Source organism: Myxococcota bacterium (assembly GCA_041389495.1).
GTDB lineage: Bacteria > Myxococcota_A > UBA9160 > UBA9160 > UBA4427 > JAWKRT01.
In genome coordinates, this window is sequence record JAWKRT010000004.1 from 284,799 (window position 1) to 310,020 (window position 25,222).

Here is a 25,222-nt window from a genome sequence, read left to right on the forward strand (position 1 = left end):
GCGGCTCCGTTCACGCCCCGAAGCGGCGATCCCGGCACCGGCGCCGCGGCGTCGTCGCGTCTCGCGGCCGGGTCACTTCGGAATGTCCGATAAGATGGATTATGTCAACTGTCGCCCGGATCATCCCCGGTCCGGCCCGCGCCCCGTCCCTCGACCTGCGCCCCACCGTCACTGCCGCGCCCCGCGAGCGCTCCCGATGCGACCACGTCCGTGACCCAGTAGTGGATCTCCGCACCCGCAAACGCCTCCGCGAGCGATCCGAGCAGCGCGTCGGCCACCGCACGCGGAACGACGAGCCAGAGCGCGACGTGGACCTTTCGCCCGGTGACCTGCTCGCGCGTGTCGAGCGCGCCGTGCTCCGCGCCGTGTCCGGCCGCCGCGACGGTCGTGAAGCCCGAATGGCCGTTCGCGAGCAGCCAGTCGACGAGTCGCTCCTCGATCTGCGGCGTCGCGACCAGCGTGAGCAACACCTCCCGGGCCATCACGGAGCCTCCCCCGTCGCGATGCCGCCGGCCGCACGCCCGACGAGCGCGCGATACAGCAGCGGCAGCAGCACGAGCGTGAGTGCGGTCGAGCTCGCGAGGCCGCCGGTCACGACGATCGCGAGCGGCCGCTGCAGCTCCGCACCCGGCCCGCTCGCCGCGAGCAGCGGCACGAGACCGAGCGCCGTGCTCATCGCGGTCATCAGCACCGGCCGCAGCCGGCGGACGGCGCCCGCGCGCACGGCAGCCTCGACGCTGCTCCCCTCCGCGCGCAGCTGCTCGAAGGTCGAGACGAGCACGACTCCGTTCAGCACCGCGATCCCGAGCAGCGCGATGAAGCCGATCGTCGCCGGCACCGAGAGGTACTCGCCCGAGGCCCAGAGCGCGACGACGCCGCCGACGAGCGCGAGCGGAATGTTCGCGAGGACGAGGCCGGCGAGCGCGGTCGAGCCGAACGTCGAGAACAGCAGCAGGAAGATCAGAGCGAGCGCGATCGGCACGACGAGCGCGAGTCTCGCGGACGCGCGCTGCTGGTTCTCGAACTGGCCGCCCCATTCGATCCGGAAGCCGGCCGGGATCTCGACGTCGCGCGCGACGGCTGCGCGCGCGGCCTCGACGAATCCGACGAGGTCGCGACCGCGGACGTTGGCGGTCACGACCGCGAAACGCCCGGCTCCCTCCCGCTTGATCTCGACCGGCCCCTCGACGCGCCGCGCCCGCGCGACCGAGGCGAGCGGGATCGACTCGGCGCCGCGAGTCGGCAGCGTCAGGCTCGCGAGCTCGGCGGGAGAGCCGGCCGAGGCGCGCGGCCCGCGCACGACGATGGGGATGCGGCGCAGCCCGGCGAAGACCGTTCCCGCCCGCACGCCCTCGAGCCGCGCCCGCAGGCGATCCTGCACCTCGGTCACCGAGAGACCGACCCGGCCCGCCTCGAGCGCATCGACCTCGAGCTCGAGGTACTCGGCGCCCTCCCCGCGGCTGCGGAAGACGTCCTGGGCGCCGTCGACACCGCGCAGCGTCGCTGCGACGCGCGTAGCGAGTGCGTCGAGCGCGGCGAGATCGAAGCCGTGGATCTTGACCGCCACGTCGCCGCGCACGCCCGTCAGCATCTCCGATACGCGCATGTCGATCGGCTGCGTGAAGCCGTAGGCGACGCCGGGGAACGCATCGAGGACGGCGCGCAGCTCGTCGAGCAGCGCATCGCGCGACGGCGTCCGCCTCTGCGCGGCGGGCCGCAGCACGAGGAACGCGTCGGTCTGGTTGAGGCCCATCGGGTCGAGCCCGATCTCGTCCGACCCGGTGCGAGCGACCACGCCGGCCACGTCGGGCACGCGGGCGAGCAGCGCTCGCTCGATGCGCAGGTCCTGCTCGAGCGAAGCCTCGAGCGAGATCGACGGCAGCTTCTCGAGCTGCACGATCACGCTCCCCTCGTCCATCGTCGGAAGGAAGGTCCGGCCGATGCGGACGAACGCGACGACCGTCGCGAGGAGCAGGATCGCGACGAGCACGAGGACGCGGCGCGGGCGCGCGAGCACGGCGTCGAGCACGCGCGCATAACGTCGCTCGAGGACCCGCACGAACCGCGGATCGCGCGCCGGCCCGCGAAGCAGGTACGAGGCGACGACGGGCAGCGCGGTCAGCGAGAGCGCGAGCGACGTCGCGAGCGCGCAGACGATCGTCAGCGCGACCGGAACGAAGAGCTTGCCCTCGAGCCCCTCGAGCGAGAGCAGCGGAAGGAACACGAGCACGATCACGGCCGTGCCCGCCGCGACCGGCGTCGCGACCTCGCGCGTCGCTCGGTACAGGAGATGCAGCCGCGGGAGCCGGCCCGCGAGCGGCCCGCCCAGCACGGTGACCGCGTTCTCGATCACGACGACGGCCGCGTCCACGAGCATGCCGATCGCGATCGCGAGGCCGCCGAGGCTCATCAGGTTCGCGGACATGCCGAGCGCGCGCATCCACACGAACGTGCCGAGCACGCTCGCCGGGATCACGAGCGAGGCGACGAACGCGGCGCGGACGTCGGCGAGGAAGGCGACGAGCACGGCGACGACGAGCGCGATCGCGACGACGAGCGCTTCGCCGACGGTCGCGACCGCACGCTCCACGAGCTCGCCGCGGTCGTAGAAGACCTGCAGCTCGACGCCCTCCGGGAGCACCGGCGCGATCTCCTCCAGCTTCGCGCGCACGCCCGCGACGACCTCGCGCGCATTCGCACCGCGCAGCGAGAGGACGAGCCCCTCGACGGCCTCGCCCTCGCCGTCGCGCGTGACCGCGCCGTAGCGCGCGAGCGCGCCCGTCCGCACGTCGGCGACGTCGGCGACGCGGACGATCTCGGTCGGATCGGCGCGGACGACGACGTCGCGCAGGTCGTCGAGCGTGCGGATCCGACCCTCCGCGCGCACCAGCAGCGCCTCCTCGCCGTCGGTGACGCGACCCGCGCCGTCGCTGCGGTTGTTTCGTTCGAGGGCGTCGCGGAGCGCACCCAGGTCGATGCCGTGCGCGAGCATCGCATCCTCGCGCGGCGCGACCTCGAACGTCTCGACGCGCCCGCCGAGCGCGTTCACGTCCGCGACGCCGCGCACGGTGCGCAGCGCCGGCCGGATCACCCAGTCGAGGAGCGCGCGTCGCTCCGCGAGCTCGAGCCCCCCGCCCTCGATCGTGAACATGAACGCCTCGCCGAGCGGGGTCGTCATCGGCGCGACACCGCCGACGGCGCCGGCGGGAAGCGCGTCCCAGATCGCGCCGAGCCGTTCGCCGACCTGCTGGCGCGCCCAGTAGAGGTCCGTGCCCTCCTCGAAGTCGACGGTCACGTCGGCGAGCGCGTACTTCGTGACGGACCGCAGCACCGTCTGCCGCGGAATGCCGAGCAGCTCGATCTCGATCGGCGCGGTGATGCGGGCCTCGACCTCCTCCGGCGTCATGCCCGGCGCGCGCACGATCACCTTGACCTGGGTCGTCGAGACGTCGGGGAACGCGTCGACGGGCGTGTCGCCGAGCGCCTTCCAGCCCGCCGCCACGAACGCGGCGGCCGCGAGCAGCACGAACGCGCGCTGCGAGAGCGCGAAGCGCACGACCGCCGCGAGCATCAGCGCGTGCCCGCCCGCTCGAGCCAGAGCATCTCGAGCGAGGCCGTGCCGCGCACCGCGACCTCGTCGCCCGGCGCGAGCGGTCCGGCGACGACGGCACCGGCCGCCGACGCGCCGCGGACGTCGACCGATACCGCCTCGAAGCCGTCCGGGCGGCTTCGGAAGACGAGCGCGCGCGGTCCGACGTGGACGACGGCCGCCGCGGGAATCGCGAAGACCGCCCCGTCGCGGACCGCGGGCTCGAACGCGATGCGCACGAACTGCCCGGGCCGCAGGCGATCCGCTCCGCGGTCGATGCGGCCGCGCACGAGCACTCCCTGGTCGGCCGCGTGCACGTCGCTGCCGATCGCGTCGATGCGTCCGCTCGCAGCCGGCGCCTCGATCGCGAACGCGTCGCCCGCGCGAAGCCCCTCCGCGACGGACACCGGCACGTGCGCCTCGACGACGAGCACGTCGAGCGCGCCGATGCGATGAACGGGCGCGCCGGCCTCGAGTCGCTCCCCGGCCCGCGCGAGCTGCTCGAGCACGACGCCCGCGACCGGCGCGCGCAGCGAGAACGACGGCTGCAGGCGCCGCGTGCGCGAGAGCGCGCGCAGCGTCTCGTCATCCGTGCCCGCGATCGCGAGCGCGTGCCGGCGCTCCTCGACGAGGGCCTCCGCTGCCTCGCGCCGCGCGCGCGCCGCGTGGGCGCGGCGGCCCGCGATCACGCCCTCCTCCGCGAGCACGCGCTCGCGCGCATGGGTCGAGCGCGCGAGATCGCGCTCGGCGAGCGCCTCGACGAACGCGCGCTGCAATCCGAGCAGCTCGGCGCTCTCGACGCGCGCCACGACGTCGCCCGGCGCGACGCGGTCGCCGACCGCGACCTCGACCGCCGCGACGAGTCCGGCGGTCGGGAGCGCGACCACGCGCACGCGGTCGTTCGGGAGCGCGATGCGCCCGGGCGAGAACGGCGTCCGGAGCGTCGCGGCCTGCGCGACGGGCGCGACGTCGATCCCGAGCGCGACGCGCTCCGCCTCGCGCAGCGCGATCGACGCTTCCGCGCGCGCCGTCGCGGCGGCGCCCCCGAACAGGACGAGCGAGACGAGCGCGAACGCGAACGAGTCCCTGGGCTTCACGGCAGCACTCCGATCGACTGGTTGAGCACGGCGGTGGCGAGACGGCGCTGCACGATCGCCTCGCCGTGCGCCTCCTCCGCCGTGCGGGCGAGCAGGCGTGCGCGGATCAGCGTCTCGAGATCGATCTCGCCGAGGTCGAAGCCGCGCTGCGCCAGCGCGAGGTGATCGCGCGCGAGCGCGGCACGCGCGGCAGCCAGGCCGGCGCGCGCCTCGGCGAGCTCGCTCCGATGGACGGCGTGGTCGAGGTGCCCCCGCAGCCGGCGCTCGACGCGGGCGCGCGCGGCGCGCGCCTCGGCGCGCGCGCGCGCGGCCGCCGCGAGCCCCGAGGCGAGCGCGCCGCGGCGTCCGAGCGGAAGCCGCACGCCGGCGACGACTCGATCGCTGTAGCCCTGCCCGCGCGCGCTCCGTTCGTGCTGCGTTCCGATCGCGATCGCGGGTGCGCTCCAGCGCGCGAACGCGAGCCGCTCCACCTCGGCCTCTGCGCGCGCGACCTCGCGATCGGCGAGCCGCAGCGAGGGGTGCTCTGCGATCGCCGTCGCGTCGGCCGCCGTCTCGTCCCCGCTCGCGGGAGCGCGCTCGAGCGACGTCTCCCGACGCCATGCGTGCTCGGCGTGGATACGCTCTTCCCGCGCGGCGAGGAGGAGCGCTTCGTGCTCGGTCTCCGCGGCGCGCGCGAGGAGCAGGTCGCGACGCGCGAGCTCCTCGAGCTCGACGGCGCGCGCGACGCGCGCGACGAGGGCGCGCTGCGCGGCGAGCTCGTCGGCGGCGAGCGCCTCGCGAAGAGAGGCGAGATCGAGCTCCGCGAGTGCGGCGCGCGCACGCCCCGCCACCTCGAGCCGATGGACCCGCGCGGCCAGGGCCGCCGCCTCGCCGGCGGCCACCGCCTGCGCGCGCGTCGCCGCACGCTGCCCGGGCCACCAGAGCGGCAGCTCGAGCCCCGCGTCCCACTGGCGGAACCCCTCGTCCGAGGCGAGGCCGTCGTCGACGTGCGTGGCGAACGCGGTCGGTGCGTCCGCGAGCCAGCGTCGCGCGTCGTCCGCGATCGCCTCGGCCTCCTCGACGCGGCCGCCGACGGCGATCGCGCCGGGGTCGTTCGCCGCGGCGAGGCGCACGGCCTCGGAGAGCGTCAGGCCCGGGTCGCGCGGCAGCCGCGCGACATCGTCGTGCGCCGCCGCGGAAGGCGCCGCGGGCTCGATCGCGCCCGCTTCGCGCGCGGCGACGCCGACGCCCAGCGAAACGAGCGCGAGCAGGAGCGCGAGGGGGTGCGCCGGTCGGTGCATGCGAGCGAGGTGCCCGACGGCGCCCGCTCGGGCCATCCGTCAAGTGCCGGAGGTGCCGCCCGTCGCGCCGCTCGCGGGCGCGATCCGTCGTTCGCCGGGCTCCGGAGCGCCCGGCACCCGCTCGGGCTCGGGCGGCGGCAGCAGCAGATCCTCGAGGAAGAACGCGGACAGCTCGGCGCGGCCGGCGACGCCGGCCTTGCGGTAGACCGCGATCGCGTGCTGCCGGACCGTGCGCTCGCTCTTCTCCTGCAGCGCCGCGATCTCCTTGTGGCCGTAGCCCTTGAGCAGCAGCAGCGCCGTCTCGCGCTCCGCGACCGTGAGCTGCCAGTCGCGCAGCTGCGCGTCGATGGCTTCGCCGAGGCCGCGCAGGATCTGCTGGGTGCGCTCGCGCCACACGTCGCGCTCGGCCTGGCGCGCCGCGAGGTCGCGGCGCGTCCGGGCGAGCGAGTCCCCCGCGCGTCGCCAGCCGAGCCAGAGGTAGGCGGCTCCACCGAGCGAGAGAGCGAGCAGCCCGAGCTCGAACAGCACGTGGAAGCTCGTGAGGCGCGCCGGACGGTCGAGCACGAGGTCGAGCGCTCCGCCGAGGCCGATGGCGGCGAGCATCGCACTCACGCGGCGCCGCAGGCGCCGATCGCCGCTCGCCTCCCGCTCGCCGCCGCGCTGCTCGCACTCCTCGCCCACGCGGCCTCCCTCGGGATCCTGCGCCGCGACGAGCCGACGCGCGCGGTCGCTCCCGACCGCCCACCCGCGGCCGCCGGAGATAGCGCGCTCCCGGCGGGCGGCACGCGCTGCGGATCCAGTCGCCCGCCGGGCGCGCGCGGCATCGACCCCCTTCCCCCGCCTACCTACCAGTTGGTAGGCTGCGCGCATGTCGAGCGACCCCGCCGCTCCGCCCGCCGACCGCCGCGCGCAGATCCTCGACTGCGCGGAGGCCGCCTTCGGCGAGTGCGGCTTCGCGGGTGCGCGCATCGAGGACATCGCGACGCGCGCCGGCCTGCGCCGACCGAGCCTCCTCCACCACTTCCGCGACAAGCGCACGCTCTACGGCGCCGTCGTCGTGCGCATCGTGGCCGACCTCTCGGCGCGGGTCGCCGACACGGACGACGACGAAGGCCTCGCGCGCATGGAGCGCGTGGTCGGCGAGTTCGTCGCCTTCGTGGCGGCGCGGCCCGATGCCGCGCGCATCCTGCTGCGGCTTCTCGTCGACCCGATCGAGGTCGACGGGGTCGCGACCGCCGTCGCGCGCCTGCTCGAGACGCTGCAGCGCGCGATCGACGCCGGCGTCGCACGCGGCGAGAACAAGCCGCGCGACGCCGCGGAGGTCGCGCTCGCGCTCGCGAGCACGGCGCTCGTGTGGGTGGCCGCGCGCCGCGCCGTCGCGGACGCCCTCGGCATGGACACGCTCGCCGCGGAGCGCGTCGAAGCGCTCCGCAGCGATCTGCGCCAGCTCGCCCGCCAGCTGCTCGGCGCCGTCACGGCGTCCGATGCGCACGCCCTCGCGCCGCCGGGCCGCGCGCGCGCCCGGAGGCGGTCGTGACGCGCGCGATGGTGCGCGCCTCGCGCCTCGCGATCGGCGCGATCGCGTGCGCCGCGATCGGCGCCGCGAGCGCGGGCCCGGCGGCCGCGGACGGCGCGCCGAGCCTCGCCGCCTTCGCGGGCGGCTGGACGCGCGTGCGGGTCGAGGAGGACGAGGCGCAGCGGATCTCGGCGATCCGCGCCGCGATCGCCGGCCTGTCCTGGATCACGCGGCAGTTCGCCGGGCCGATCCTCGAGTCGACGACCTCGCCCCCGCGCGGCTACGAGTTCGCGCTCGACGACACGCGCCTGCTCATGGCGCCGCGCGGCGAGCCGCTGCGCCCTCTTCCGCTCGATGGCTCGGCCGACTCGAGCGAGGGACCGCGCGGCACGTTCACGCGCCGCGCGCGCCTCGTCGACGGTGCGATCGAGACGCGCTGGGAGCAGTCGGAGGCGACCGGCGTGAACGTGTTCCGCCTCGACGACGAGGGTACGCTCGTCATCGATCACACGATCCACGTGACGGGGCTCGAAGGTGTCGAGACGATCCAGTACCGCGCCCGCTTCCGCCGCGCGCCCGACGTCGCGAGCTCGGGTCGTTAGGCGCGCGCTCTCCCTCCTCGCGCTCGGCGCGGCGCTCGCGGGCTGCCACGCCGCCTACCTCGACGCGGCCGACGCCGGCGTCGACCACGCGCTCCAGGGCGAGTACGCGCGCGAGGGCGCGCCGCTCGCCGCGCAGGTCGTCGCGCGCGGCGACGGCGCCTTCGAGCTCGTGCTGTACGAGGCCGGCCTGCCCGGCGCGGGCTGGAGCGGCGCGCCGCCCGTGCGCGCCAGCGGCGCGCGCGCCGGGGACGCCGACGCGGTCCGCTTCGCGGGCGACGGGATCGAGGCGAGCGTCGCGCTCGCGGACGGCGTCGCCTCGCTCCGGATCGAACGGCGCGACGGGCCGGGCGTCGCGGACGCGCGGGTCGAGCCTCTCGCGCTGCCGCGCATCGAGCGGCGCTCGCCGACGCTCGGCGCGCCGCCGCCCGAGGGCGCGATCGTCCTCTTCGGACCCGATCGAGCGAGCGGGGGGCTCCGCAACGCGACCGACGGCACGGCGACGCCCGAGGGCTGGCTGCGCGCGGGGGCCACGTCGCGCGAGGCCTTCGGGAGCGCGCGCATCCACCTCGAGTTCCGAACGCCGTTCATGCCCTCGGCGAGCGGGCAGCTGCGCGGGAACAGCGGCGTGTACCTCCAGGATCGCTACGAGGTCCAGATCCTCGACTCGTTCGGGAACGCGCCCGCCGCCGACGAGTGCGGCGCGATCTATCGCACCGCCGCCCCCGCGACCGCGATGGCCCTCCCCCCGCTCCAGTGGCAGACGTACGACATCGAGTTCCGCGCGGCGCGGTTCGACGCGAGCGGCGCCAAGCGCGCGAACGCCCGCGCGAGCGTGCGCCACAACGGCGTCCTGGTGCACGACGACGCGGAGATCCCGGGGCCGACGGGGCTCGGCGACGGCGAGTCGCCCGCGCCCGGCGCGCTCACGCTCCAGGACCACTGGAACCCCGTCGTCTTCCGCAACGTCTGGGTGCTGCCGCTCGACGCGGCGTCCGGCGGAGCGGCGGGCCCCGACTAACAGCCGGCGCGGGCCTCTCGCGCCGCTCGCGGCGTGTGCTATACGCGCGGCGACTTCCCCCCCAGCGAGGGCGCGCGTGCTCGCACGCGCGCGCCGGTCGGGTACGCGACACGCGACACGAGAGGAGCTCGGGCGAGCTCCGCCGCGACGGCCTCGCGCTGCGGCGCGCGGGTCGAGCCGAGGGTGAGAGGGCCGATGACCGCCAAGACGAAGACGACCAAGAAGCGACCCACGAAGAAGTCGACCCCGGCGAAGGCCGCGAAGTCGAAGAAGCCGACCGCCCGGAAGGCGACGGCGAAGAAGCCCACGACGAAGAAGAAGCCCACGAAGAAGAGCGCGGCGAAGAAGCCGCCGCCGAAGAAGGCCCCCGCGGCGAAGGCGGCGCCGAAGAAGGCGGCCGCCCGGCCGTCGGCGCGGCCCGCCGCGAAGAAGGCCGAGGCGGCAAAGAAGTCCGAGGCCGCGAAGAAGGACAAGGCCGCGAAGACCACGGCAGCGAAATCCGGTGCGAAGTCGACGAGGAAGGCCGTGAAGGCGAAGAAGAAGGCGAAGCCGACTCGCCCGAAGATCGATCTCCCGCTCGGCGCGGGGCGGCCCACGCCCGACGCCGGCCCGCTCGGCCTCAAGTGGGAGTGCTACGAGTGCGGCGCGAAGTTCTACGACCTCAACAAGGAAGAGGCGCTCTGCCCGAAGTGCGGCGCCGACCAGGCCGACCGGCCCAAGGTCGTCTCGAAGCCCGAGCCGAGCGATGCGCCGATCCGGCCGACCGTGCGTCCGATGGCGCCGCTGCTCGACGACGACGAGGCGGACCGCCCGGCAGGCGATGACGACGACGACTTCGAGGAAGTGGGCGTCACGCCGCCGCAGACGGGCGACGACTTCTTCGACGACGCCGACGAGGCCGACGAGGACTGAGCGCCACGGCCGCGCGCGTTCGCGCCGCGGCTAGAGCGCGTTCGCGCCGCGCCTAGAGGGGAAGCTCGAGCCCGGTGAGTCGCCGCACGTGGAGGGCGATCTCGCTGCCCGTGCGGGCGCGGCGCGCCTGCTCGGCCGCGATCTCCTGCACGCGCTTCTCCTGCGCAGCGAGCTCCTGGCCCGCATCGCGCACGCGCTCCGACGAGCGCCGAACGCGCTCGAACTCGGCGATTCCCTCGCCGACGCCCTGCGTCGGGCGCACCGCCGCGCGCCGCTTCGACGCCGCGTCGTACTCGGTGCGAAGCGTCGCGATCTCGGCCTCGTAGGCGCCGCGGAGTGCGGCCAGGTCGGCGTCCGAGTAGCCCCGGAACGGCGTCGCGCCGGGCGACGCGCGCTCGGCGCGCAGGTTGCGCTGGTAGTTCCACGCCCCGAGCCCGGCGAGGAGCGCGACGACGACGAGCGCGACACCGACCGTGCGCACTCCGGACCCTGACGACATGGCGAGCCCTCCCTCGGATGGCTCCTGCGCGCGCGGTCTACGCCGCGTCGCTCCGCCAGCGGCGCTGGCGGGCGTCGCGCAGGAACGCCTCCAACGTCTCGCGCGACGCGAGCGCACCTTGAGCCCCGACTGCCAGGCACGCGAGCGCGGCCGCCCCGTTCGCGCGGCGCAGCGCCGCCGCGAGGTCGAGGCCGTCGAGCGCCGCGTCGATCCAGGCCGCGTGGAAGGCGTCTCCTGCGCCCGTCGTGTCGACCGGCGCGATCTCGAAGGCGCCGCTCCCGAGCTCGCGTCCGTCGGCGGTCCGTGCGAGCGCGCCCCGCTCGCCGAGCGTCGCGACCGCCACGCGCGCTCCCGCGCCGATCAGCGCCCGCAGCCCCTCGGAAACGGAGATTCCTCTTCCGATCTCGACGGCGAACCGCTCGGAAACGACGGGAAAATCCACTTCGGCCGCGATGGCGAACGACTCGCGCGAGGGGCTGTCCGCATCGAGGAAGACCGGAACGCCGGCCGCGCGCGCGGCCTGCGCGACGGCGTGAGCGGCCGGCGGGTCGGTCGCGTCGACGAGCACGGCGCGCGCGGCCTCGGCGTGCGCGAGCGGAATGCGCGCGGGGTCGAGGCGCGTCGCCGGGTCCCGCTGCTCGACGACCGCGCGCTCGCCGCGCGCCGTCTCGACGAGGACGAGTGCCGCGCGCGTGCGCCCGCCCGCGACGCGCTGGACGTCGCCGACATCGACGCCGCCTGCGCGCAGCGGCGCGAGCGCGCGCTCCGCATCGGCGTCGTCGCCGACGGCGCCGACGAAGGCTGCCGAGCGGCCGAGGCGCGCGCACGCGAGCATCGCGGTCGCGATCTGCCCGCCCGCGAGCCTCGCGTCCGCGCGCGCCGCCTGCTTGGCTCCGGGCGTCGGGAGTGCGTCGACCGCAATACGCCGGTCGAGCGAGATCTCGCCGACTCCGACGACCTCCGCGCCCGCCGCATCGCGCGGCGCGGGAACGACGCCCCAGAACCGCACGGCGTCAGTAGAGCACGCGGTAGGCGTGCAGGCTGCGGAGCACGCGCTTCACGTAGCCGCGCGTCTCGTCGTACGGGATCGCCTCGACCCACTCGTCGTCGGGCGCGGCCGGGTCGCGCGCGATCCACTCGCTGACCGCGCCGGGGCCGGCGTTGTAGCTCGCGATCGCCGCCGACAGGCGCTCCGGGAAGCGCGCGGAGAGCTGGCCGAGGTAGCGGGCGCCGAGCTCGACGTTCACCTCCGGGACGAGCAGGTCGTCGGTGGCGAACGGCGTGCGCCCGACGTCGCGCGCGAGCTTCGCGCCCGTCGCGGGCATGATCTGCATCAGGCCGTAGGCGCCGGACGGCGAGAGCACGGTCGGTCGGTAGCTGCTCTCCTCGCGCATGATCGCGTAGACGAGCTCGCGGTCGGCGGCGCCCGGTCGCGCGACGGCGCGGTCGACCTCGTCGGGGAACGCCGCCGGCCACGCGTGCCACCACAGATCCTCGCGGCGCGGGACGGGGCCCCCCGCGAGCAGCCCGACGTGGCGCGACACGATCAGCAGCTGGGCGCCGTTGTAGTCGCCGGCGTCGCTCATGAGGCGCGCGAGCTCGAGGCGGTCGGCGAGCGACCGCACGCGTCCCGACAGGACGCGCAGCTCGTCGCGCGCGAGGTCGTCGTAGCCCGCGCCGAGCAGGATGCGCGCGCGCAGCGTCTGCGCGAAGCCGAGCGAGAGCGCGCCGTCGGCGAGCTTGCGCGCGGTGCGCGTCGGCGTCGCCGCCGGCGGCGACGCGACCCGGAAGCTCGCGCGCCACCCGTAGTACGTGAACGGGAACGCGTCGGCCATCGCGGCGAACTCGGTCTGCGCCTCGGGCCGCCCGAGCTTCTCGAGGCAGCGCGCGCGCCAGTAGCGGTACTGCAGCGCCACGACGGCGTCCTTCTCGATCTCGACGAGGCGGCCGAGGCGCGGAAGCGCCGCCGCGCAGTCGCCGTCGCGGTACTCGCGCCACGCGAGGCGCCAGAGCGCGCCCTGCGCGAGGTCCGCGTACTCGCGGCTCGCCGCGACGCGCTCGAAGTGCGCGCGCGCGCGCTCGTGGAAGTCGCGGCCGTCGAGCAGCAGGCCCGCGAGGTACATCGAGCGGATGCCGATCGCGCCGTTGCCCTCGCGCGCGAGCGTCTCGAACGCCTCGATCGACTCGGGAACGCGATCGGCGCGCGCGAGCGAGCGCGCGTGCCACAGGCGCGACTCCGCCGTGCGCGGAAGCGCCGCGAAGGCCTCGACCGCCTCGGGATAGCGGCGCATGCGGAACAGCGTGTGCGCGCGCTGCATGCGCACGCTGCGCTCGGAGGCCTTCTTCAGCCCGAGCGCGAGCGCGCGGTCGTAGCTCTCGAGCGCGCCCGCGTTGTGGTGGCGACGGAAGAGCTCGTCGCCGCGCCGCCGCCAGTCGTTCGCGGTCCGCGGTGCGGCGACGCCGGCCGCCTCGAGTGCATCGAGACGCGCCGAGGCCTCGCGCGCCTGCGCGCTCGTCGGGTAGCGCGACCAGAGCTCGCGGTAGGCCTCGTACGCCTTCGCGGCCTCGCCGACGCGCTCGTACGAGCCCGCGACCGCCGCCTGCAGCGAGGCGCGCATCGCGCCGTCGCGCGTGCCCGCGAGCGCGGCCTGCCAGGCCGAGCGCGCCCCGCCCTCGTCGCCGAACGCGAGCCGCGCGTCGCCGAGCTCGCGGTAGAGGTCGGGGCGCAGGCGCGATGCGGGGAAGCGCTCGATCGCCTCGAGCAGCGCGGCCACGCCGCCCGGCCGGTCGCCCGCCGCGAGCAGTGCCCGCGCGCGCAGCGCCGTCGCGTGGTCGCCGATGACCGGGTGCTCGCGCGCCGCGCGCTCGAGGAGCGCGACCGCGGCGTCGAGCTCGCCGTCGCGAAGCCGCGCGCGCGCGTCGCGCAGCAGCGCCGCCGGGTCCGACGGCAACGCGGGCGCGGGCGGTGCCGCGCCCGTCGCAGCGAGCGCGCAGCACGCCGCGGCGAGCGCGCACGCGAGCGCAAGGGCGGCGCGGCGCGAGCGCCGGCGCGCCGTCTGCGTCCTGGAGACGACCACGAGCCCCCCTTCGCGCGGCGCGGTCGCGCGCGCGCGGGCCCGATTGTGCGCGAGCCGCCGTCGCGATCCAAGCGGTCGGCATCGCGCGGGCCGGAGCGCGCTCGCGCGGGCGCGCGTCGCTCGGACACGGGCGCGCGCGCGCCTCGTCGCCGATGGGTCTGCGGTAGGTTTGCGCGACCTTGTCGACGCACGCCCTCCCCGCCGCGCGCTCGCTCCTCACCGTCCGGTGCCGCGCCGCGCGCGCTCTCGCGCTCGCGGCGGTCGCGGCGCTCGCCGCGTGCGGCGGCGACGAGCCGCCGGCGACGCGCGCACCGGCCGCACCGCGCGAGGAGCCGCCCGCCGACGCGCGCGCGGCCCGCCCCGCCGCGCCGCGACGCGCGCTGTGGGTGCTGGCGGAGGGCTCGCAGCGCGTCCTCGAGCACGCGCCGCGCATCGACGCGCTGCTCGACGACGCCGAGGCGCTCGGCGCGCGCGACCTCTTCGTGCAGGTCTACCGCGGCGGGCGCGCGTGGTACGACGCGACGCTCGCCGATGCCGCGCCCTTCCGCGCCGCCGTCGCCGCGAACGGCGTCGACCCGCTCGCCCGGCTGCTCGCGCGCGCACACGAGCGCGGGGTGCGCGTGCACGCGTGGGTGAACGTCCTCTCGCTGTCGCAGAACGCGGAGGCGCCGATCGTGCAGGCGCTCGGCCGCGACGCCGTCCTCGTCGATCGCCGTGGCCGCTCGCTGCTCGACTACCCGGGCTACGAGGTGCCCGAGCCCGACCGCAGCTGGTACCGGATGGGCACGCCCGGGCTCTACCTCGACCCCGCCGCACCGGGCGTGCGCGAGCGCATCGTGGCGACGTTCGGCGAGCTGCTCGCGCGCTACCCCGCGCTCGACGGTCTGCACCTCGACTACATCCGCCATCCCGGCGTGCTGCCGTTCGTTCCCGGGTCGCGCTTCGGCGTCGGTCTCGACTTCGGGTACGGCGAGGGCTCGCGCGCGCGCTTCCAGCGCGAGACGGGCCTCACCGCGCCGAGCGCCGCGAACATGGTGAACCTCGAGCGCTGGGACGCGTGGCGGCGCGAGCAGGTGACCGCGCTCGTCGCCGCGATCGCCGCGGACGCGCGCGCGCGCGCGCCGTCGATCGAGGTGTCGGCCGCCGTCATCCCGTACGCGGACCGCGCCTATCTGACGCTCGCGCAGGACTGGCGGCGCTGGCTCGAGGACGGGCTCCTCGACTTCGCCGTACCCATGATCTACACGCTCGACGATCGGCTCTTCCGCTACCAGGCCGAGCACTTCGCGCACGTCGCGGGCGGCGACGACGGACGCGATGCCCGAAGCGCCGACGGACGGGACGGAAGGGTCTGGGCGGGCGTCGGCGTGTGGCTGTTCGCGCGCGCCCCCGAGCGCGCCCGCGCGCAGCTCGCGATCGCGCGCGACGCCGGGCTCGTCGACGCGGCGCTCTTCTCGTACGACGCGATGAAGGAGCCGGGCGGCGAGGCGCTGCTCGCGGCGCTCGCCGCGCCGCCCGCGGAGGCGTCCGCCGCTGCGGCGAGCGCGCCGCCCGCGGCCGCGGCGACGGACGGAGCGGACGGCGCCGATGACGGGCGACGCTGACCTCCCCGAGCTCGCGGACTACGACTTCGCGCTGCCCGCGTCGTCGATCGCGCAGGCGCCGGCCGCCGAGCGCGAGGACGCGCGCCTGTTCGTGCTGCGCCGCGGCGCGGCGACCGGTGTGGAGCACGGCGCGTCGCCCGCCCCGGAAGCGGACGCGCGCGTGCGCGACCTCCCCGCCCTGCTCGCGCCCGGCGACCTGCTCGTCGTGAATCGCACGCGCGTCGTGCCCGCGCGCCTGCGCGGCCGCAAGACGTCCGGCGGCCGCGCCGAGGTGCTGCTGCTCGGGCCCGAGGACGGCGCGCCCGGCGACGCGCGGGCCGCGAGCGGCGCTGCGGACCCGACCGAGGACGGCGCGCAGGGCGCCGAGCGCCGCTTCCGCGCGCTGCTGCGCCACCGCGGTCGGCTGCGCGAAGGCGTCGAGCTCGCCCTCGACGACGCGCACGGCGCGCGCGCGCCGCTGCCCGCGCGCGTCGAGCGCGTCGGAGCCGACGGCGAGGTCGTGCTCGCCTTCCCCGGCGACGCCTCCCCGTATGCGTGGGGCGAGCCGCCGCTGCCGCCCTACATCCGCCGCCCGCGCGGCGCCCACCCGTGCGACGGCGCGCGCTACCAGACGGTGTTCGCGGACGCGGACGGCGCCGTCGCCGCGCCGACGGCCGGGCTCCACCTCACCGAGGCGCTGCTCGAGCGACTCGCGGCGCGCGGCGTCGAGGTCGCGTCCGTCGTGCTGCACGTCGGCGTCGGCACCTTCCGGCCGCTGCGGCGCGACGACCTCGCCGCGAAGCGGCTCCACCGCGAACGCTATGTCCTCCCGTCCGGGACGGCGGCCGCGATCGCGCGGACACGCGCGCGCGGCGGGCGCGTCGTCGCCGTCGGGACCACGACGACGCGCGTGCTCGAAACGTGCGCGGACGCCGCGTCGCCCGGGCACGTGTGCGCGCGCGAGGGCGAGACCGATCTCTTCCTCGCGCCCGGCGACCGCTTCCGCGTCGTCGACGCGCTGCTGACGAACTTCCACCTGCCCCGCTCGTCGCTGCTGCTGCTCGTGTGCGCCTTCGCCGGGCGCGAGCGCGTGCTCGACGCGTACCGCCGCGCGGTCGACGCGGGCTACCGCTTCTACTCCTATGGCGACGCGATGCTGATCCTGTGAGCGGCGCGCAGGACGATGCGCCGGTCGAGCGCGCGCGCGGCTTCGCGTTCGCGGTCGAGGCGCGCAGCGGCGCGGCGCGCGCCGGTCGGCTCACGACGCCACACGGCGTCGTCGAGACGCCCGCCTTCATGAGCGTGGCGACGTACGGCGCCGTGCGCGGCGTGGGGCCCGACGACCTGCGCGCGATCGGCGCGCAGATCCTGCTCGCGAACACCTATCACCTGCACGAGCGACCGGGCGAGGACGTGATCGCGTCGCTCGGCGGGCTCCACGGCTTCACGGGCTGGGACGGTCCCTGGCTCACGGACAGCGGCGGGTTCCAGGTCACGTCGCTCGCCGATCGCATGCAGCTCGACGAGCAGGGCATCGCGTTCACCTCGCCCCTCGACGGACGCCGCCGCACGCTGACGCCCGAGAGCGCGATCGCGATCCAGGAGGCGCTCGGGCCGGACGTCGCGATGGCGCTCGACGAGTGCCAGCCGATCGAGGCCGGAGGCGGTGCGGCGCGCGCCGCGGCCGAGCGCGCGATGGCGCGCACCGAGCGCTGGGCCGCGCGGTGCGCGGCGGCGCGCCGGCGCCCCGACCAGGCGGTCTTCGGCATCGTGCAGGGCGGCGCGTTCGGCGACCTGCGCGCGGCGAGCGCGGCCGCGACCGCCGCGATCGGCTTCGACGGCTACGCGCACGGCGGGCTCGGCCTCGGCGAGGACCGCGCGCTGCGCGTCGAGCTCGTCGCGCGCGCGCACGAGGCGTTGCCGGCCGCCGCTCCGCGCTACCTGATGGGCCTCGGCCGGCCGGAGGACCTGCTCGACGCGATCGCCGTCGGCGTCGACCTGTTCGACTGCGTCGTGCCGACGCGCAACGCCCGCCACGGCAACCTGTTCACGAGCGAGGGCGTGCTCCCGATCCGCGCCGCGCGCTTCCGCGACGACGCGCGCCCGCTCGACCCCGCGTGCGACTGCCCGGCCTGCACGGGCCACGGACGGGCATACCTGCGCCACCTGATCCACACGGGCGAGGCGCTCGGCGCGCGCCTGTGCACGCTGCACAACCTGCGCTTCTACCTGCGGCTGCTCGAGCGCAGCCGCGACGCGATCCGCGCCGGGCGCTTCGAGGCGTTCCGCGCCGAGCAGCTCGCCGCCGTGCAGCGCCGCGTGTAGTCGGCGCGCGCGTCGTCAGGCGCGCGCAGCGTCGAGCGCGTGGAGCGCGACGCCGACGCCGGCGCGCGCGGGCAGCTCGTCGCCGAGCGCGGCCGGCGCGATCGCGAGATGGTCCGCGAACTCGGGCCACAGGCGCGCGCGCAGCTTCGCGCGCAGCGGCGCGAAGCAGAGGTCCTCGCCCGCCGCGACGCAGATCGTGCCGAGCACGACGAGGGCCGGGTCGAGCGTGAACGCGAGCGCGGCGATCCCGCGCGCGAGGTATTCGTTGAAGCGGTCGAGCTCGGAGAGCGCGAACGCGCAGCCCGCACGCGCGGCCTCGACGACGTGCTCGGGGCGCGCGAGGGCGGCCCCGCCCGCGAGTCGTGCGACGAGGCTGTCCGCGGGCGTCGCGCGCTGCAGGCGCTGCGTCCACGCGCGTCCACCGACGTAGGCCTCGAGGCAGCCGCGCAGCCCGCAGCCGCAGGTCTCGCCCGGCCACTCGACGGCGACGTGGCCGACCTCGCCCGCACCCGCGCGCGCGCCGCGGTGGAGGCGTCCGTCGAGCACGAGGCCGCCGCCGACGCCGGTCGACATCGTGAGGTAGACGAGGTCGCGGTGGCCGCGGCCCGCGCCGAAGCGCCACTCCGCGAGCGCCGCGGCGTTGGCGTCGTTCTCGATCGCGACCGGGCAGCCGAGCGCAGCCTCGAGCGCGGCGCGCACGGGCGCGCGCTGCCAGCCGGGGAGGTTCGGCGGACGCAGCAGCACGCCCGCCTCGGGATCCATCGGGCCCGGCACGGAGACGCCGACGGCGGCGAGCGCGGACGGCGTCGCGCCGAGCTCCGCGAGCATCGCCCGCAGGTCGTCCGCCATGCGCGCGAGGTCGCGGGCGGCCGAGCCCGAGGGCTCCGTCGGGCGGCGGCGCTGCAGGAGCAGCCGACCCGCGCCGTCCGCGATCGCGAACGCGACCTTCGTGCCGCCGATGTCCACGCCCGCGACGAGCGAGCGTCGCTCGCCCGTGGGCGCGCCCTCCTCCGCCACGTCGCCCCGCCCCCCGTGCTCCGTGCCCGTCTCGCTGCGCGCTCCGCGCCCGCCGTCGCGCGGTGCGCGACGTCGCAGACACCCGGTCGCGCGGCGCCGACCGTATCACGCCCCCTCCCCCGGCAGCGCTCCGCGACCCCGCGCCCGGCTTCGCGCTCAGGCCCGCGCGCGACCCGGCCGAAGAAGGGCGCGGCCGCGGCTCGATCGGGAAAAGCCGCGGGAGAACGCTCGATTCGTGCGAGGGCTGCGGCAGCGCTGCCAGCGCACGCGCCGGTCGAGAGCCGGCACCGGAGGCTCCATGCATCGCTCGGCTCGCGCCCGCACGCGCCTGCTGCTCGCCCTCGCGCTCGCCTCGGTCGCCGTCCTCGCGGGCTGCGCGTTCGGCGAGATCCGCTGGAAGGACCCGCTGCAGCGCGAGCTCACGCTCGAGGAGGCGCAGGAGCGGTACACGCTGTTCGTGCGCTGGAGCGAGTTCGAGAAGGCGTCGGCCTTCGTCGACCCGGAACGCCGCGAGGATTTCCTCGCGCAGCTCCCGAGCTTCCGCGAGCTGCGCTTCACCGACTACGAGTCCGAGCGCCTCCGCTTCGGCGAGGAGGGCGGGACGACGGTCTCCGTGACGTACTTCGCGTACACGCCGACCTCGCCGCTCGAGGTCACGATCCACGAGACGCAGGAGTGGTACCGGGAGCCCGGCGTCGGCAACCACTGGCGCGTGCGTCCGTCCTTCCGCGGGCTCGACGCCTTCGTCGCGAAGCCGGCCCCCGCCGCGCCCGCGACGGACGCGGACTAGCGGAGCGCGAGGCGCAGCGTGGGCCGCGACCGCACGATCCTGATCGTCGACGAGATGCAGTGGTTCCGCGACCTCGGCGCGCTGTTCCTGGCGCGTTCGGGTCGCGTGCTCGCCGCGGGCAGCGCGGCCGAGGCGCTCGAGACCGCGCGCCGCGAGCGTCCCGACGTCGTCATCACCGACCTCGACATGCCCGTCTGCGACGGCGCCGAGCTGTGCGCGCGCATCCGGCGCGACGCGCTGCTCGCCTACACGCCGGTCGTGGTGCTGATCGGGACGGACGACCCGGAGGACCACGCGCGCGCGATCCGCGCGGGCGCGACGGACGTGCTGACGAAGCCGCTGTCGCGGACCTCGCTGCTCGAATCGGTCGGGCGGCTGACGCGCCACGCGCGCCCGGTCGGCCGGCCGCGCGTCGACACGGCCGAGCCCGTGCAGCTGCGCGTCGCCGGAGAGGCGAGCGAGGGAACGCTGCGCAACCTGTCGCGCGGGGGCGCCTTCGTCGAGCTCCCGGAGCCGCTGCCGAGCGGCCCGGAGGTCGAGCTCGCGTTCCGCATTCCGGGGTCGACGCGCTCGATCGCCCCGAGCGCCGAGGTGGTGTGGACGCGACCGGCGGCACACGGCGCGCGGCGGTTCGGACAGGGGCTGCGCTTCCTGCGGCTCGACGCCCGCGCGCTGCGCGCGCTCGAGGACTACGTGTTCGAGCACACCGAGAAGTCGCCGACCCTGCCGGCCACGGCCTGAGCCGGGAAGCGAGGAGACCGTCATGACGCCCCGCCGCGCCCGCTCGCTCGCGCTCGTCGCCGCCGTCGCACTCGTCGCGGTCGTCGGCCTCGCGGCCGGCGTCGGACGCGCGGGTGCGCCGGCCGCGCCCGCGACGAGCACGCCGGCCGCCGACGAGACGCAGGCCGAGAGCCTGCGCGCGCGCGCCGAGCGCGCGCTCGCGACGAACGAGCGCGAGGCCTCGATCCGCGCCGACTGGCAGCGCACCTACCGCGACCTGCTCGCCGAGCTGCGGGACGCGCTGCAGCGCCATCGCCAGGCGTTCGAGGAGCGGACGCGCACGCGACACAACCTGCGCTTCCAGGGCGCGCAGCGCGCCGACATCGAAGAGCGCCTGCGCGACTCCGAGCACGCGATCGGATCGCTCCAGGAGGAGATCGCCGAGTTCTACGAGCGCGCGCGCGAGGCCGAGATCTCCGGCAACTGGCTCGACGAGGTCGAGCGCGACTTCGAAGGCCTCCGCGGCAGCCTGCCGTCCCGCTAGGCCCCCGCGCGTCGTCCGCGCGCGCTTCCCCGGACGCGAGGAGCCCCGCTCGGCGCGGCCGAGCGGGGCCCTGCGTTCCCGGTCGGGGCGGCGGCCTTCCGGCTCGCCGCCCTCTCCTTCCCAGTATCGTGGACGCGCGCTAGTTCGTGGTCTCGTCGATCGCGCGGTCGTCGAGCAGGTCGTCGACGTCGACCTCGACGACGCTGCGGCTGTTGTTGTGGCCCTTGAACACCGCGATCACCTCGCCGCCCTGGCGGACGAGCGTGACGCCGCGGGTCGCGTCCTCGCCGTCGAGCTTGGTGCGCACGCTCTCGAGGACGACCGGGGCGTCGCCGGTCAGCGGGAGGTTGAGGCCGCTCCCGTTGCGGTGCGTCCGCACCAGCAGGCTCGGCGCGTTCGCGGCGCCGCCGCGCGCGTGCACGCGCTTCGGTCCGCGCGCCGTGCGGTCGAGCTCGGCGTTCACCTCGCGCAGGCGCTCCAGGTTGCTCGCGAGGCGATCCGTGTGGTCGCCCTTCACCCGCAGGTTGCTCGGCGTCCAGCGCTCGTAGCTCGTGAGGCGCCCGAGCTGCCGCGTCGTCACCTGGTCGCGGTAGCGGTTCGGCACGCGCTTGAGCGTGTCCGCGAAGGCGTAGGTCCCGTCTTCGGTGACCCACGAGTAGACCGTGCCGGCGAAGGCCGGCGCGGCGAGCGCCGCGAGGAGCGGCGCGCCGAGCAGCGCGCGAACGAGTCGATTCCGATTGCCCATCGAGTCCAGCCTCCGCATGTTCCGCAGCAGGTGCAGGCGAGTCGCGAGAGCCCGGGTCCGTCGCGCCAGCGGCGGCGCCGGGCGGGAGGCCACGCGCCACGGCGAGTGCGCCGCGTGTCCAACCCGCTTCCTACGGTGCAGGATTCTTCAGCTTTTTCAATGGCTTGGGGGCAGGCGGGCCGCACGGCTCCGGCAACTGCGCGCGTTGACAGGCGGCTTCGTTGGGCTAAAAAACGCCTCCTGTTGTTGCGGGGTAGAGCAGTCTGGTAGCTCGTCGGGCTCATAACCCGGAGGTCGTCGGTTCGAATCCGGCCCCCGCTACCACCTTCCTTCGAACGCCCAGGCGCCTTCCGGCCCTGGGCGTTCGTCGTTCGGGGCCGCGCGACGGGCGGCGCCCGCGCGCGGCGCTCCTCGCCTAACGAAGCTCGCACTCGAACGCGACGGCGTGTTCGCGCCCGCGCGCGTCCTCCGCGACGAGCTCCGCGCGCGCTCCCCACGTCTTGAACGAATCGAAGATCTCGTACTGCACGCCCGCTTCGCCGTCGTCGCGGGGGCGCGCGGCCGGGATGCGCACGAGGTCGAGATCGCCGTTCGACGGCTCGCGCACGGCGAGCGAGCGGAGCGCGACGCCGTCGTCGACGCGCACGAGCGCGCGAAACAGGTACTTGTCCGCCGCGAGCCAGCGGCGCCACTTCGGCCAGCAGGACTCGACGGCCAGCTCGACGCCGTCGCGCGCGAGCGCGGGCGCCTCGTCGCGCAGCGCGCCGGCGGCCTCGCGCAGCGCGTCGAGACGAAGCGCGAGCTCGGGGATGCGCTCGTCGAGCAGCTCGCGCCGCAGGGCCTCGAGCGCGTCGCCGCGCGCGCGCGCCTCGCGCACGCGCACGCGCGTCTGCGCCGCGCGCGCCTCGAGGTCGCCCGCCGCGCGGCGGGCGCGGCGCGCGTGTCCGCGCCGTCCGCGCCCTCGCTGGCCGCCGGCATCGGAGCCGCGAGGCTCGCCGTCGCCGCGAGCGCGACGAGCGCGGCCGCGCGTCTCCGCACGCGCGCGAGAACGCACCGCGCCCGGTTCGTCGCCGCCATGGGCCCGTCCTCCGCAGCCGGACCGCGCGGCGAGCGCGCGTCCGGCCGCGCCACGGTAGGCTCGCCGCGATGCGAAGGACACTGCTCGCCGCCCGGGCCCTCGCGCTCGCCCTCGCGCTCGCCGCCGCTTCGCCGGCGGGCGCGATCGACGTCGTGCTCACGCCCATCGCGAACGGCTTCGCCGCCCCGAGCGCGGTGCGATCGGCGCCCGGCGACCTCACGCGGCTCTTCGTGACCGAGCTCGGCGGGCGCATCCGCATCTGGGACGGCGCGCAGATCCTCGCGACGCCCTTCCTCGACATCGACGCGCGCGTCCTCACGCAGGGCGAGCAGGGCCTGTTCGGCATGGCCTTCCACCCCGACTTCCCGAACACGCCCTACGTGTACGTGAGCTACACGCTCGACGATCCCGCCAATGCGAACGATGGCGACAGCATCGTCTCGCGCTTCGCGCTGCTGCCGGGCGACCCGAACCAGCTCGACGCGACGAGCGAGCTCGTGCTCCTCCAGTACGCGCAGCCCTTCGCGAACCACAACGGCGGCGACCTGCACTTCGGGCCCGACGGCTACCTCTACATCGGGAGCGGCGACGGCGGCTCGGGCAACGATCCCAACAACAACGGGCAGACGCTCACGACGCTGCTCGGCAAGATGCTGCGCATCGACGTCGACGCGACCGACCCGGGCAAGAGCTACGCCGTCCCCGCGACGAACCCGTTCGCGAACGCGCCGCCCGCGCTGCCCGAGATCTGGGCCTACGGGCTGCGCAACCCCTGGCGCTTCAGCTTCGATCGCGCGACGGGCGACATGTACATCGGCGACGTCGGACAGGGCGCGCGCGAGGAGGTGTCGTTCGAGCCCGCCGCGAGCGCGGGCGGGCTCGACTTCGGCTGGAAGGTGATGGAGGGCGACATCTGCCGGCCGCCGACGACCGGCTGCAACACCACCGGTCTCGAGCTCCCGATCCTCGTGTACGCCCACGCGAACCCGTGCGAGTCGATCACGGGCGGCTTCCGCCACCGCGGCACGCAGTCGACGGCGCTCAACGGCCTCTACTTCTTCTCCGAGGGCTGCTCGCCGGGTCGCGTGTGGGCGGCGAGCGAGTCGTCGCCGGGCTCGGGCAGCTGGACGTTCGAGGAGGTCGCGGCGGTCGGGGGCATCGTCACGAGCTTCGGGGAGGACGCCGACGGCGAGCTCTACCTCGTCGACCTCTCGCACGGCGAGCTGGTGCACGTCCCGGAGCCGGGCGCCGCTGCGGCGGCCGTCTCCGCGCTCGCGGCGCTCGGCGCGCTGCGCGGCGCACACCGCGGTCGCTCGGGCCCGCGCCGGACCGGCGCGGGCGGAGCGGTCGACAGCGCGGGGCGGATCCTCGAACCTACGCGCCGCCTCCCCGCCCCGCGCGACGACGTCGCCTGAAGCGCGAAGGACCCCCACCGCCTCGATGTCGCAAGCCAGGACGAAGACGCCGCGACGCTATGTCGTGATGGGGGCGGGCGAGGTGGGCCGCCACCTCGCGCTCACGCTCTCGCGCGCGGGCCACACGGTCACGATCATCGATCACAGCGAGGAGAAGCGGCCGATCGTCGAGGAGCAGCTCGACGTCGGGTTCGTCCACGGCAACGGCAGCCACGTGCGCACGCTCGAGGCCGCCGAGGTCGCGCGCTGCGACCTGTTCGTGGCCGCGAGCTCGTCGGACGAGGCGAACCTCGCCGCCGCGCTGCTCGCGAAGCGCGCCGGTGCGCCGCGCACCGTCGTGCGCCTCTCGACGTCCGACGACATCACGTTCCACGGCTCGACCTACGAGCAGGCGTTCCAGGCCGACCTGCTGCTCTCGACGCAGCTCCTGGCCACGACGCGCATCCTCAACCACGTGCTCGGCTACAACACGCTCGAGGTCGAGTACCTCGCGCGCGGCGCGTTGCAGCTGCGCAAGACGCACATCGAGCCGGGCTCGATCCTGCTCGACGGCACGCTCGCGCAGGCGCGCCTCCCGAAGCACAGCCTGGTGCTCGCCTTCCTGTCGAGCCAGGGCGAGCAGCGCCTCGTCGTGCCGACGGGCGAGGATCGCGCGCGGCCCGGCGACGACGCGCTGATCTTCGCGCGCAGCTCGGTGATCGACGAGGTCGAGCGCAAGATCAGCGCGCACTCGAAGCAGCTCGGCCTGATCGTGGTCGCCGGTGGCGGCAAGACCGCGCGCTCCGTGGTCCGCGCGCTCGGGCGCCGGACGCGGCGCGTGAAGTGGATCGAGCTCGATCGCGCGCGCGCCGAGGCGCTCGCCGCCGAGTTCCCGAGCTTCGAGATCATCCACGGCGACGCCACCGACCCGTCGACGCTCGCCGCCGAGGGCGTCGCGGAGGCGCACGCCTTCATCGCGCTCACCGGGCACGACGAGAGCAACCTGATGGCGTGCCTGCTCGCGCAGGAGCTCGGCGTCCGGCACATCACGGCGCTCGTCGAGCGCAGCGAGACGTCGACGCTGTGGCACAAGGTCGGCCTGCTCGACATCGTGTCGCCGCGCGTCGTCGCCGCCGAGCGCATCCGCGAGTACATCGACAACGACTACCAGGCGAGCATCAGCACGCTCGACAGCGGCGAGGCCCGCTTCGTGCGGCGCCGCATCCAGCCCGCGAGCCCGGCCGCGGGCGCGCGGCTCGCGGACATCGTCGTGCCGCGCGGCCTCATCGTCGCGGCGATCCTGCGCGGCGACGACGCGCTCGTGCCCGGCGGCGACGATCGGATCGAGGTCGGAGACGAGGTGATCCTGTTCGTCCACCGCTCCGAGCTCGCGCTCGTCCAGCTCGCGTTCCCCGGCTCCGAGGGCCTGTAGGCCG

The 25,222-nt window shown here is 75.9% G+C and carries 23 protein-coding genes and 1 tRNA gene; 13 read left to right on the forward strand and 11 right to left on the reverse strand.

The window, feature by feature from the left end; genetic code table 11:
• Window positions 1-104: 104 nt before the first annotated feature.
• From R3E88_19735 to R3E88_19755, 5 genes are read right to left on the reverse strand one after another with little or no spacing between them, the layout of a single operon-like run.
• Complete coding sequence (locus tag R3E88_19735; GenBank protein ID MEZ4218714.1) at window positions 105-482, reverse strand: DUF3240 family protein; 378 nt, start codon at window positions 480-482, stop codon at window positions 105-107.
• Window positions 482-3,571, reverse strand: a complete 3,090-nt coding sequence (locus R3E88_19740; GenBank protein MEZ4218715.1) for a CusA/CzcA family heavy metal efflux RND transporter — start codon at window positions 3,569-3,571, stop codon at window positions 482-484. The genes R3E88_19735 and R3E88_19740 overlap by 1 nt, the downstream gene beginning before the upstream one ends.
• Window positions 3,571-4,686 carry an efflux RND transporter periplasmic adaptor subunit gene (locus R3E88_19745; GenBank protein ID MEZ4218716.1) on the reverse strand — a complete coding sequence of 372 codons (1,116 nt, stop codon included), beginning with the start codon at window positions 4,684-4,686 and terminating at the stop codon, window positions 3,571-3,573. The genes R3E88_19740 and R3E88_19745 overlap by 1 nt, the downstream gene beginning before the upstream one ends.
• Window positions 4,683-5,966 carry a TolC family protein gene (locus R3E88_19750; GenBank protein ID MEZ4218717.1) on the reverse strand — a complete coding sequence of 428 codons (1,284 nt, stop codon included), beginning with the start codon at window positions 5,964-5,966 and terminating at the stop codon, window positions 4,683-4,685. The genes R3E88_19745 and R3E88_19750 overlap by 4 nt, the downstream gene beginning before the upstream one ends.
• A gap of 39 nt (window positions 5,967-6,005) precedes the next feature.
• Window positions 6,006-6,647, reverse strand: coding sequence for a LuxR C-terminal-related transcriptional regulator (locus tag R3E88_19755; protein ID MEZ4218718.1), 642 nt, complete (start codon window positions 6,645-6,647; stop codon window positions 6,006-6,008).
• Window positions 6,648-6,834: 187 nt separating this feature from the next.
• On the opposite strand from R3E88_19755, the gene R3E88_19760 reads away from it, so the two are divergent.
• The 4 genes from R3E88_19760 to R3E88_19775 all read left to right on the forward strand — a co-directional run bounded on the left by R3E88_19760 (window position 6,835) and on the right by R3E88_19775 (window position 10,014).
• Complete coding sequence (locus R3E88_19760) at window positions 6,835-7,503, forward strand: TetR/AcrR family transcriptional regulator (GenBank protein ID MEZ4218719.1); 669 nt, start codon at window positions 6,835-6,837, stop codon at window positions 7,501-7,503.
• Window positions 7,500-8,084 carry a hypothetical protein gene (locus R3E88_19765; protein ID MEZ4218720.1) on the forward strand — a complete coding sequence of 195 codons (585 nt, stop codon included), beginning with the start codon at window positions 7,500-7,502 and terminating at the stop codon, window positions 8,082-8,084. Before R3E88_19760 ends, R3E88_19765 begins: the two co-directional genes overlap by 4 nt.
• The gene (locus tag R3E88_19770) at window positions 8,017-9,102 is read left to right on the forward strand and encodes a DUF1080 domain-containing protein (protein MEZ4218721.1); all 1,086 of its coding nucleotides are present in this window, start codon (window positions 8,017-8,019) and stop codon (window positions 9,100-9,102) included. Before R3E88_19765 ends, R3E88_19770 begins: the two co-directional genes overlap by 68 nt.
• 195 nt (window positions 9,103-9,297) lie before the next feature.
• Window positions 9,298-10,014, forward strand: a complete 717-nt coding sequence (locus tag R3E88_19775; protein ID MEZ4218722.1) for an FYDLN acid domain-containing protein — start codon at window positions 9,298-9,300, stop codon at window positions 10,012-10,014.
• Between the two features lie 52 nt (window positions 10,015-10,066).
• Here R3E88_19775 and R3E88_19780 read toward each other — a convergent pair whose 3' ends face one another.
• Genes R3E88_19780 through R3E88_19790 form a run of 3 tightly spaced genes read right to left on the reverse strand, consistent with a single transcriptional unit; the run spans window position 10,067 to window position 13,590 of the window.
• Window positions 10,067-10,513 (reverse strand): hypothetical protein, encoded by a 447-nt coding sequence (locus R3E88_19780; GenBank protein MEZ4218723.1) that lies wholly within the window; start codon window positions 10,511-10,513, stop codon window positions 10,067-10,069.
• A 37-nt stretch (window positions 10,514-10,550) separates the two neighbouring features.
• On the reverse strand, window positions 10,551-11,522 hold the full coding sequence (locus R3E88_19785) for a PfkB family carbohydrate kinase (protein MEZ4218724.1): 972 nt from the start codon (window positions 11,520-11,522) through the stop codon (window positions 10,551-10,553).
• Between the two features lie 4 nt (window positions 11,523-11,526).
• On the reverse strand, window positions 11,527-13,590 hold the full coding sequence (locus R3E88_19790; GenBank protein MEZ4218725.1) for a transglycosylase SLT domain-containing protein: 2,064 nt from the start codon (window positions 13,588-13,590) through the stop codon (window positions 11,527-11,529).
• A gap of 179 nt (window positions 13,591-13,769) precedes the next feature.
• On the opposite strand from R3E88_19790, the gene R3E88_19795 reads away from it, so the two are divergent.
• The 3 genes from R3E88_19795 to tgt are packed head-to-tail and all read left to right on the forward strand — an operon-like array spanning window position 13,770 to window position 17,498.
• The gene (locus R3E88_19795; GenBank protein MEZ4218726.1) at window positions 13,770-15,194 is read left to right on the forward strand and encodes a family 10 glycosylhydrolase; all 1,425 of its coding nucleotides are present in this window, start codon (window positions 13,770-13,772) and stop codon (window positions 15,192-15,194) included.
• Window positions 15,178-16,341 carry a tRNA preQ1(34) S-adenosylmethionine ribosyltransferase-isomerase QueA gene (queA, locus tag R3E88_19800; GenBank protein MEZ4218727.1) on the forward strand — a complete coding sequence of 388 codons (1,164 nt, stop codon included), beginning with the start codon at window positions 15,178-15,180 and terminating at the stop codon, window positions 16,339-16,341. Before R3E88_19795 ends, queA begins: the two co-directional genes overlap by 17 nt.
• Window positions 16,338-17,498, forward strand: coding sequence for a tRNA guanosine(34) transglycosylase Tgt (tgt, locus tag R3E88_19805; protein ID MEZ4218728.1), 1,161 nt, complete (start codon window positions 16,338-16,340; stop codon window positions 17,496-17,498). Before queA ends, tgt begins: the two co-directional genes overlap by 4 nt.
• Window positions 17,499-17,513: 15 nt before the next feature.
• Here tgt and R3E88_19810 read toward each other — a convergent pair whose 3' ends face one another.
• Window positions 17,514-18,515, reverse strand: a complete 1,002-nt coding sequence (locus R3E88_19810) for an ROK family protein (GenBank protein MEZ4218729.1) — start codon at window positions 18,513-18,515, stop codon at window positions 17,514-17,516.
• Window positions 18,516-18,813: 298 nt separating this feature from the next.
• On the opposite strand from R3E88_19810, the gene R3E88_19815 reads away from it, so the two are divergent.
• From R3E88_19815 to R3E88_19825, 3 genes are read left to right on the forward strand one after another with little or no spacing between them, the layout of a single operon-like run.
• On the forward strand, window positions 18,814-19,305 hold the full coding sequence (locus tag R3E88_19815; GenBank protein ID MEZ4218730.1) for a hypothetical protein: 492 nt from the start codon (window positions 18,814-18,816) through the stop codon (window positions 19,303-19,305).
• Window positions 19,306-19,323: 18 nt separating this feature from the next.
• Window positions 19,324-20,046, forward strand: coding sequence for a response regulator (locus tag R3E88_19820; protein ID MEZ4218731.1), 723 nt, complete (start codon window positions 19,324-19,326; stop codon window positions 20,044-20,046).
• 22 nt (window positions 20,047-20,068) lie between these two features.
• Window positions 20,069-20,569: a hypothetical protein gene (locus tag R3E88_19825; protein ID MEZ4218732.1), complete on the forward strand. Its 501-nt coding sequence runs from the start codon at window positions 20,069-20,071 to the stop codon at window positions 20,567-20,569.
• Window positions 20,570-20,708: 139 nt separating this feature from the next.
• Here R3E88_19825 and R3E88_19830 read toward each other — a convergent pair whose 3' ends face one another.
• On the reverse strand, window positions 20,709-21,314 hold the full coding sequence (locus tag R3E88_19830; GenBank protein ID MEZ4218733.1) for a DUF4124 domain-containing protein: 606 nt from the start codon (window positions 21,312-21,314) through the stop codon (window positions 20,709-20,711).
• A 247-nt stretch (window positions 21,315-21,561) separates the two neighbouring features.
• Here R3E88_19830 and R3E88_19835 point away from each other — a divergent pair.
• Window positions 21,562-21,638: transfer RNA gene (locus R3E88_19835), tRNA-Met, on the forward strand.
• 91 nt (window positions 21,639-21,729) lie between these two features.
• On the opposite strand, the gene R3E88_19840 is transcribed toward R3E88_19835, so the two are convergent.
• Complete coding sequence (locus R3E88_19840) at window positions 21,730-22,191, reverse strand: hypothetical protein (protein ID MEZ4218734.1); 462 nt, start codon at window positions 22,189-22,191, stop codon at window positions 21,730-21,732.
• A gap of 269 nt (window positions 22,192-22,460) precedes the next feature.
• Between R3E88_19840 and R3E88_19845 the strand changes: the two genes are divergently transcribed.
• Window positions 22,461-23,807, forward strand: a complete 1,347-nt coding sequence (locus R3E88_19845; protein MEZ4218735.1) for a PQQ-dependent sugar dehydrogenase — start codon at window positions 22,461-22,463, stop codon at window positions 23,805-23,807.
• Window positions 23,808-23,832: 25 nt separating this feature from the next.
• Window positions 23,833-25,218 carry a Trk system potassium transporter TrkA gene (trkA, locus tag R3E88_19850; GenBank protein MEZ4218736.1) on the forward strand — a complete coding sequence of 462 codons (1,386 nt, stop codon included), beginning with the start codon at window positions 23,833-23,835 and terminating at the stop codon, window positions 25,216-25,218.
• The last annotated feature ends 4 nt before the right edge of the window (window positions 25,219-25,222 follow it).

Coding starts and splice junctions, on each gene's coding strand:
- R3E88_19735 (MEZ4218714.1), bottom strand. CDS start 482: ATGGCCCGGGAGGTGTTGCTCACGCTGGTCGCGACGCCGCAGATCGAG.
- R3E88_19740 (MEZ4218715.1), bottom strand. CDS start 3,571: ATGCTCGCGGCGGTCGTGCGCTTCGCGCTCTCGCAGCGCGCGTTCGTG.
- R3E88_19750 (MEZ4218717.1), bottom strand. CDS start 5,966: ATGCACCGACCGGCGCACCCCCTCGCGCTCCTGCTCGCGCTCGTTTCG.
- R3E88_19760 (MEZ4218719.1), top strand. CDS start 6,835: ATGTCGAGCGACCCCGCCGCTCCGCCCGCCGACCGCCGCGCGCAGATC.
- R3E88_19775 (MEZ4218722.1), top strand. CDS start 9,298: ATGACCGCCAAGACGAAGACGACCAAGAAGCGACCCACGAAGAAGTCG.
- R3E88_19780 (MEZ4218723.1), bottom strand. CDS start 10,513: ATGTCGTCAGGGTCCGGAGTGCGCACGGTCGGTGTCGCGCTCGTCGTC.
- queA (MEZ4218727.1), top strand. CDS start 15,178: ATGACGGGCGACGCTGACCTCCCCGAGCTCGCGGACTACGACTTCGCG.
- R3E88_19815 (MEZ4218730.1), top strand. CDS start 18,814: ATGCATCGCTCGGCTCGCGCCCGCACGCGCCTGCTGCTCGCCCTCGCG.
- R3E88_19825 (MEZ4218732.1), top strand. CDS start 20,069: ATGACGCCCCGCCGCGCCCGCTCGCTCGCGCTCGTCGCCGCCGTCGCA.
- R3E88_19830 (MEZ4218733.1), bottom strand. CDS start 21,314: ATGGGCAATCGGAATCGACTCGTTCGCGCGCTGCTCGGCGCGCCGCTC.
- R3E88_19845 (MEZ4218735.1), top strand. CDS start 22,461: ATGCGAAGGACACTGCTCGCCGCCCGGGCCCTCGCGCTCGCCCTCGCG.
- trkA (MEZ4218736.1), top strand. CDS start 23,833: ATGTCGCAAGCCAGGACGAAGACGCCGCGACGCTATGTCGTGATGGGG.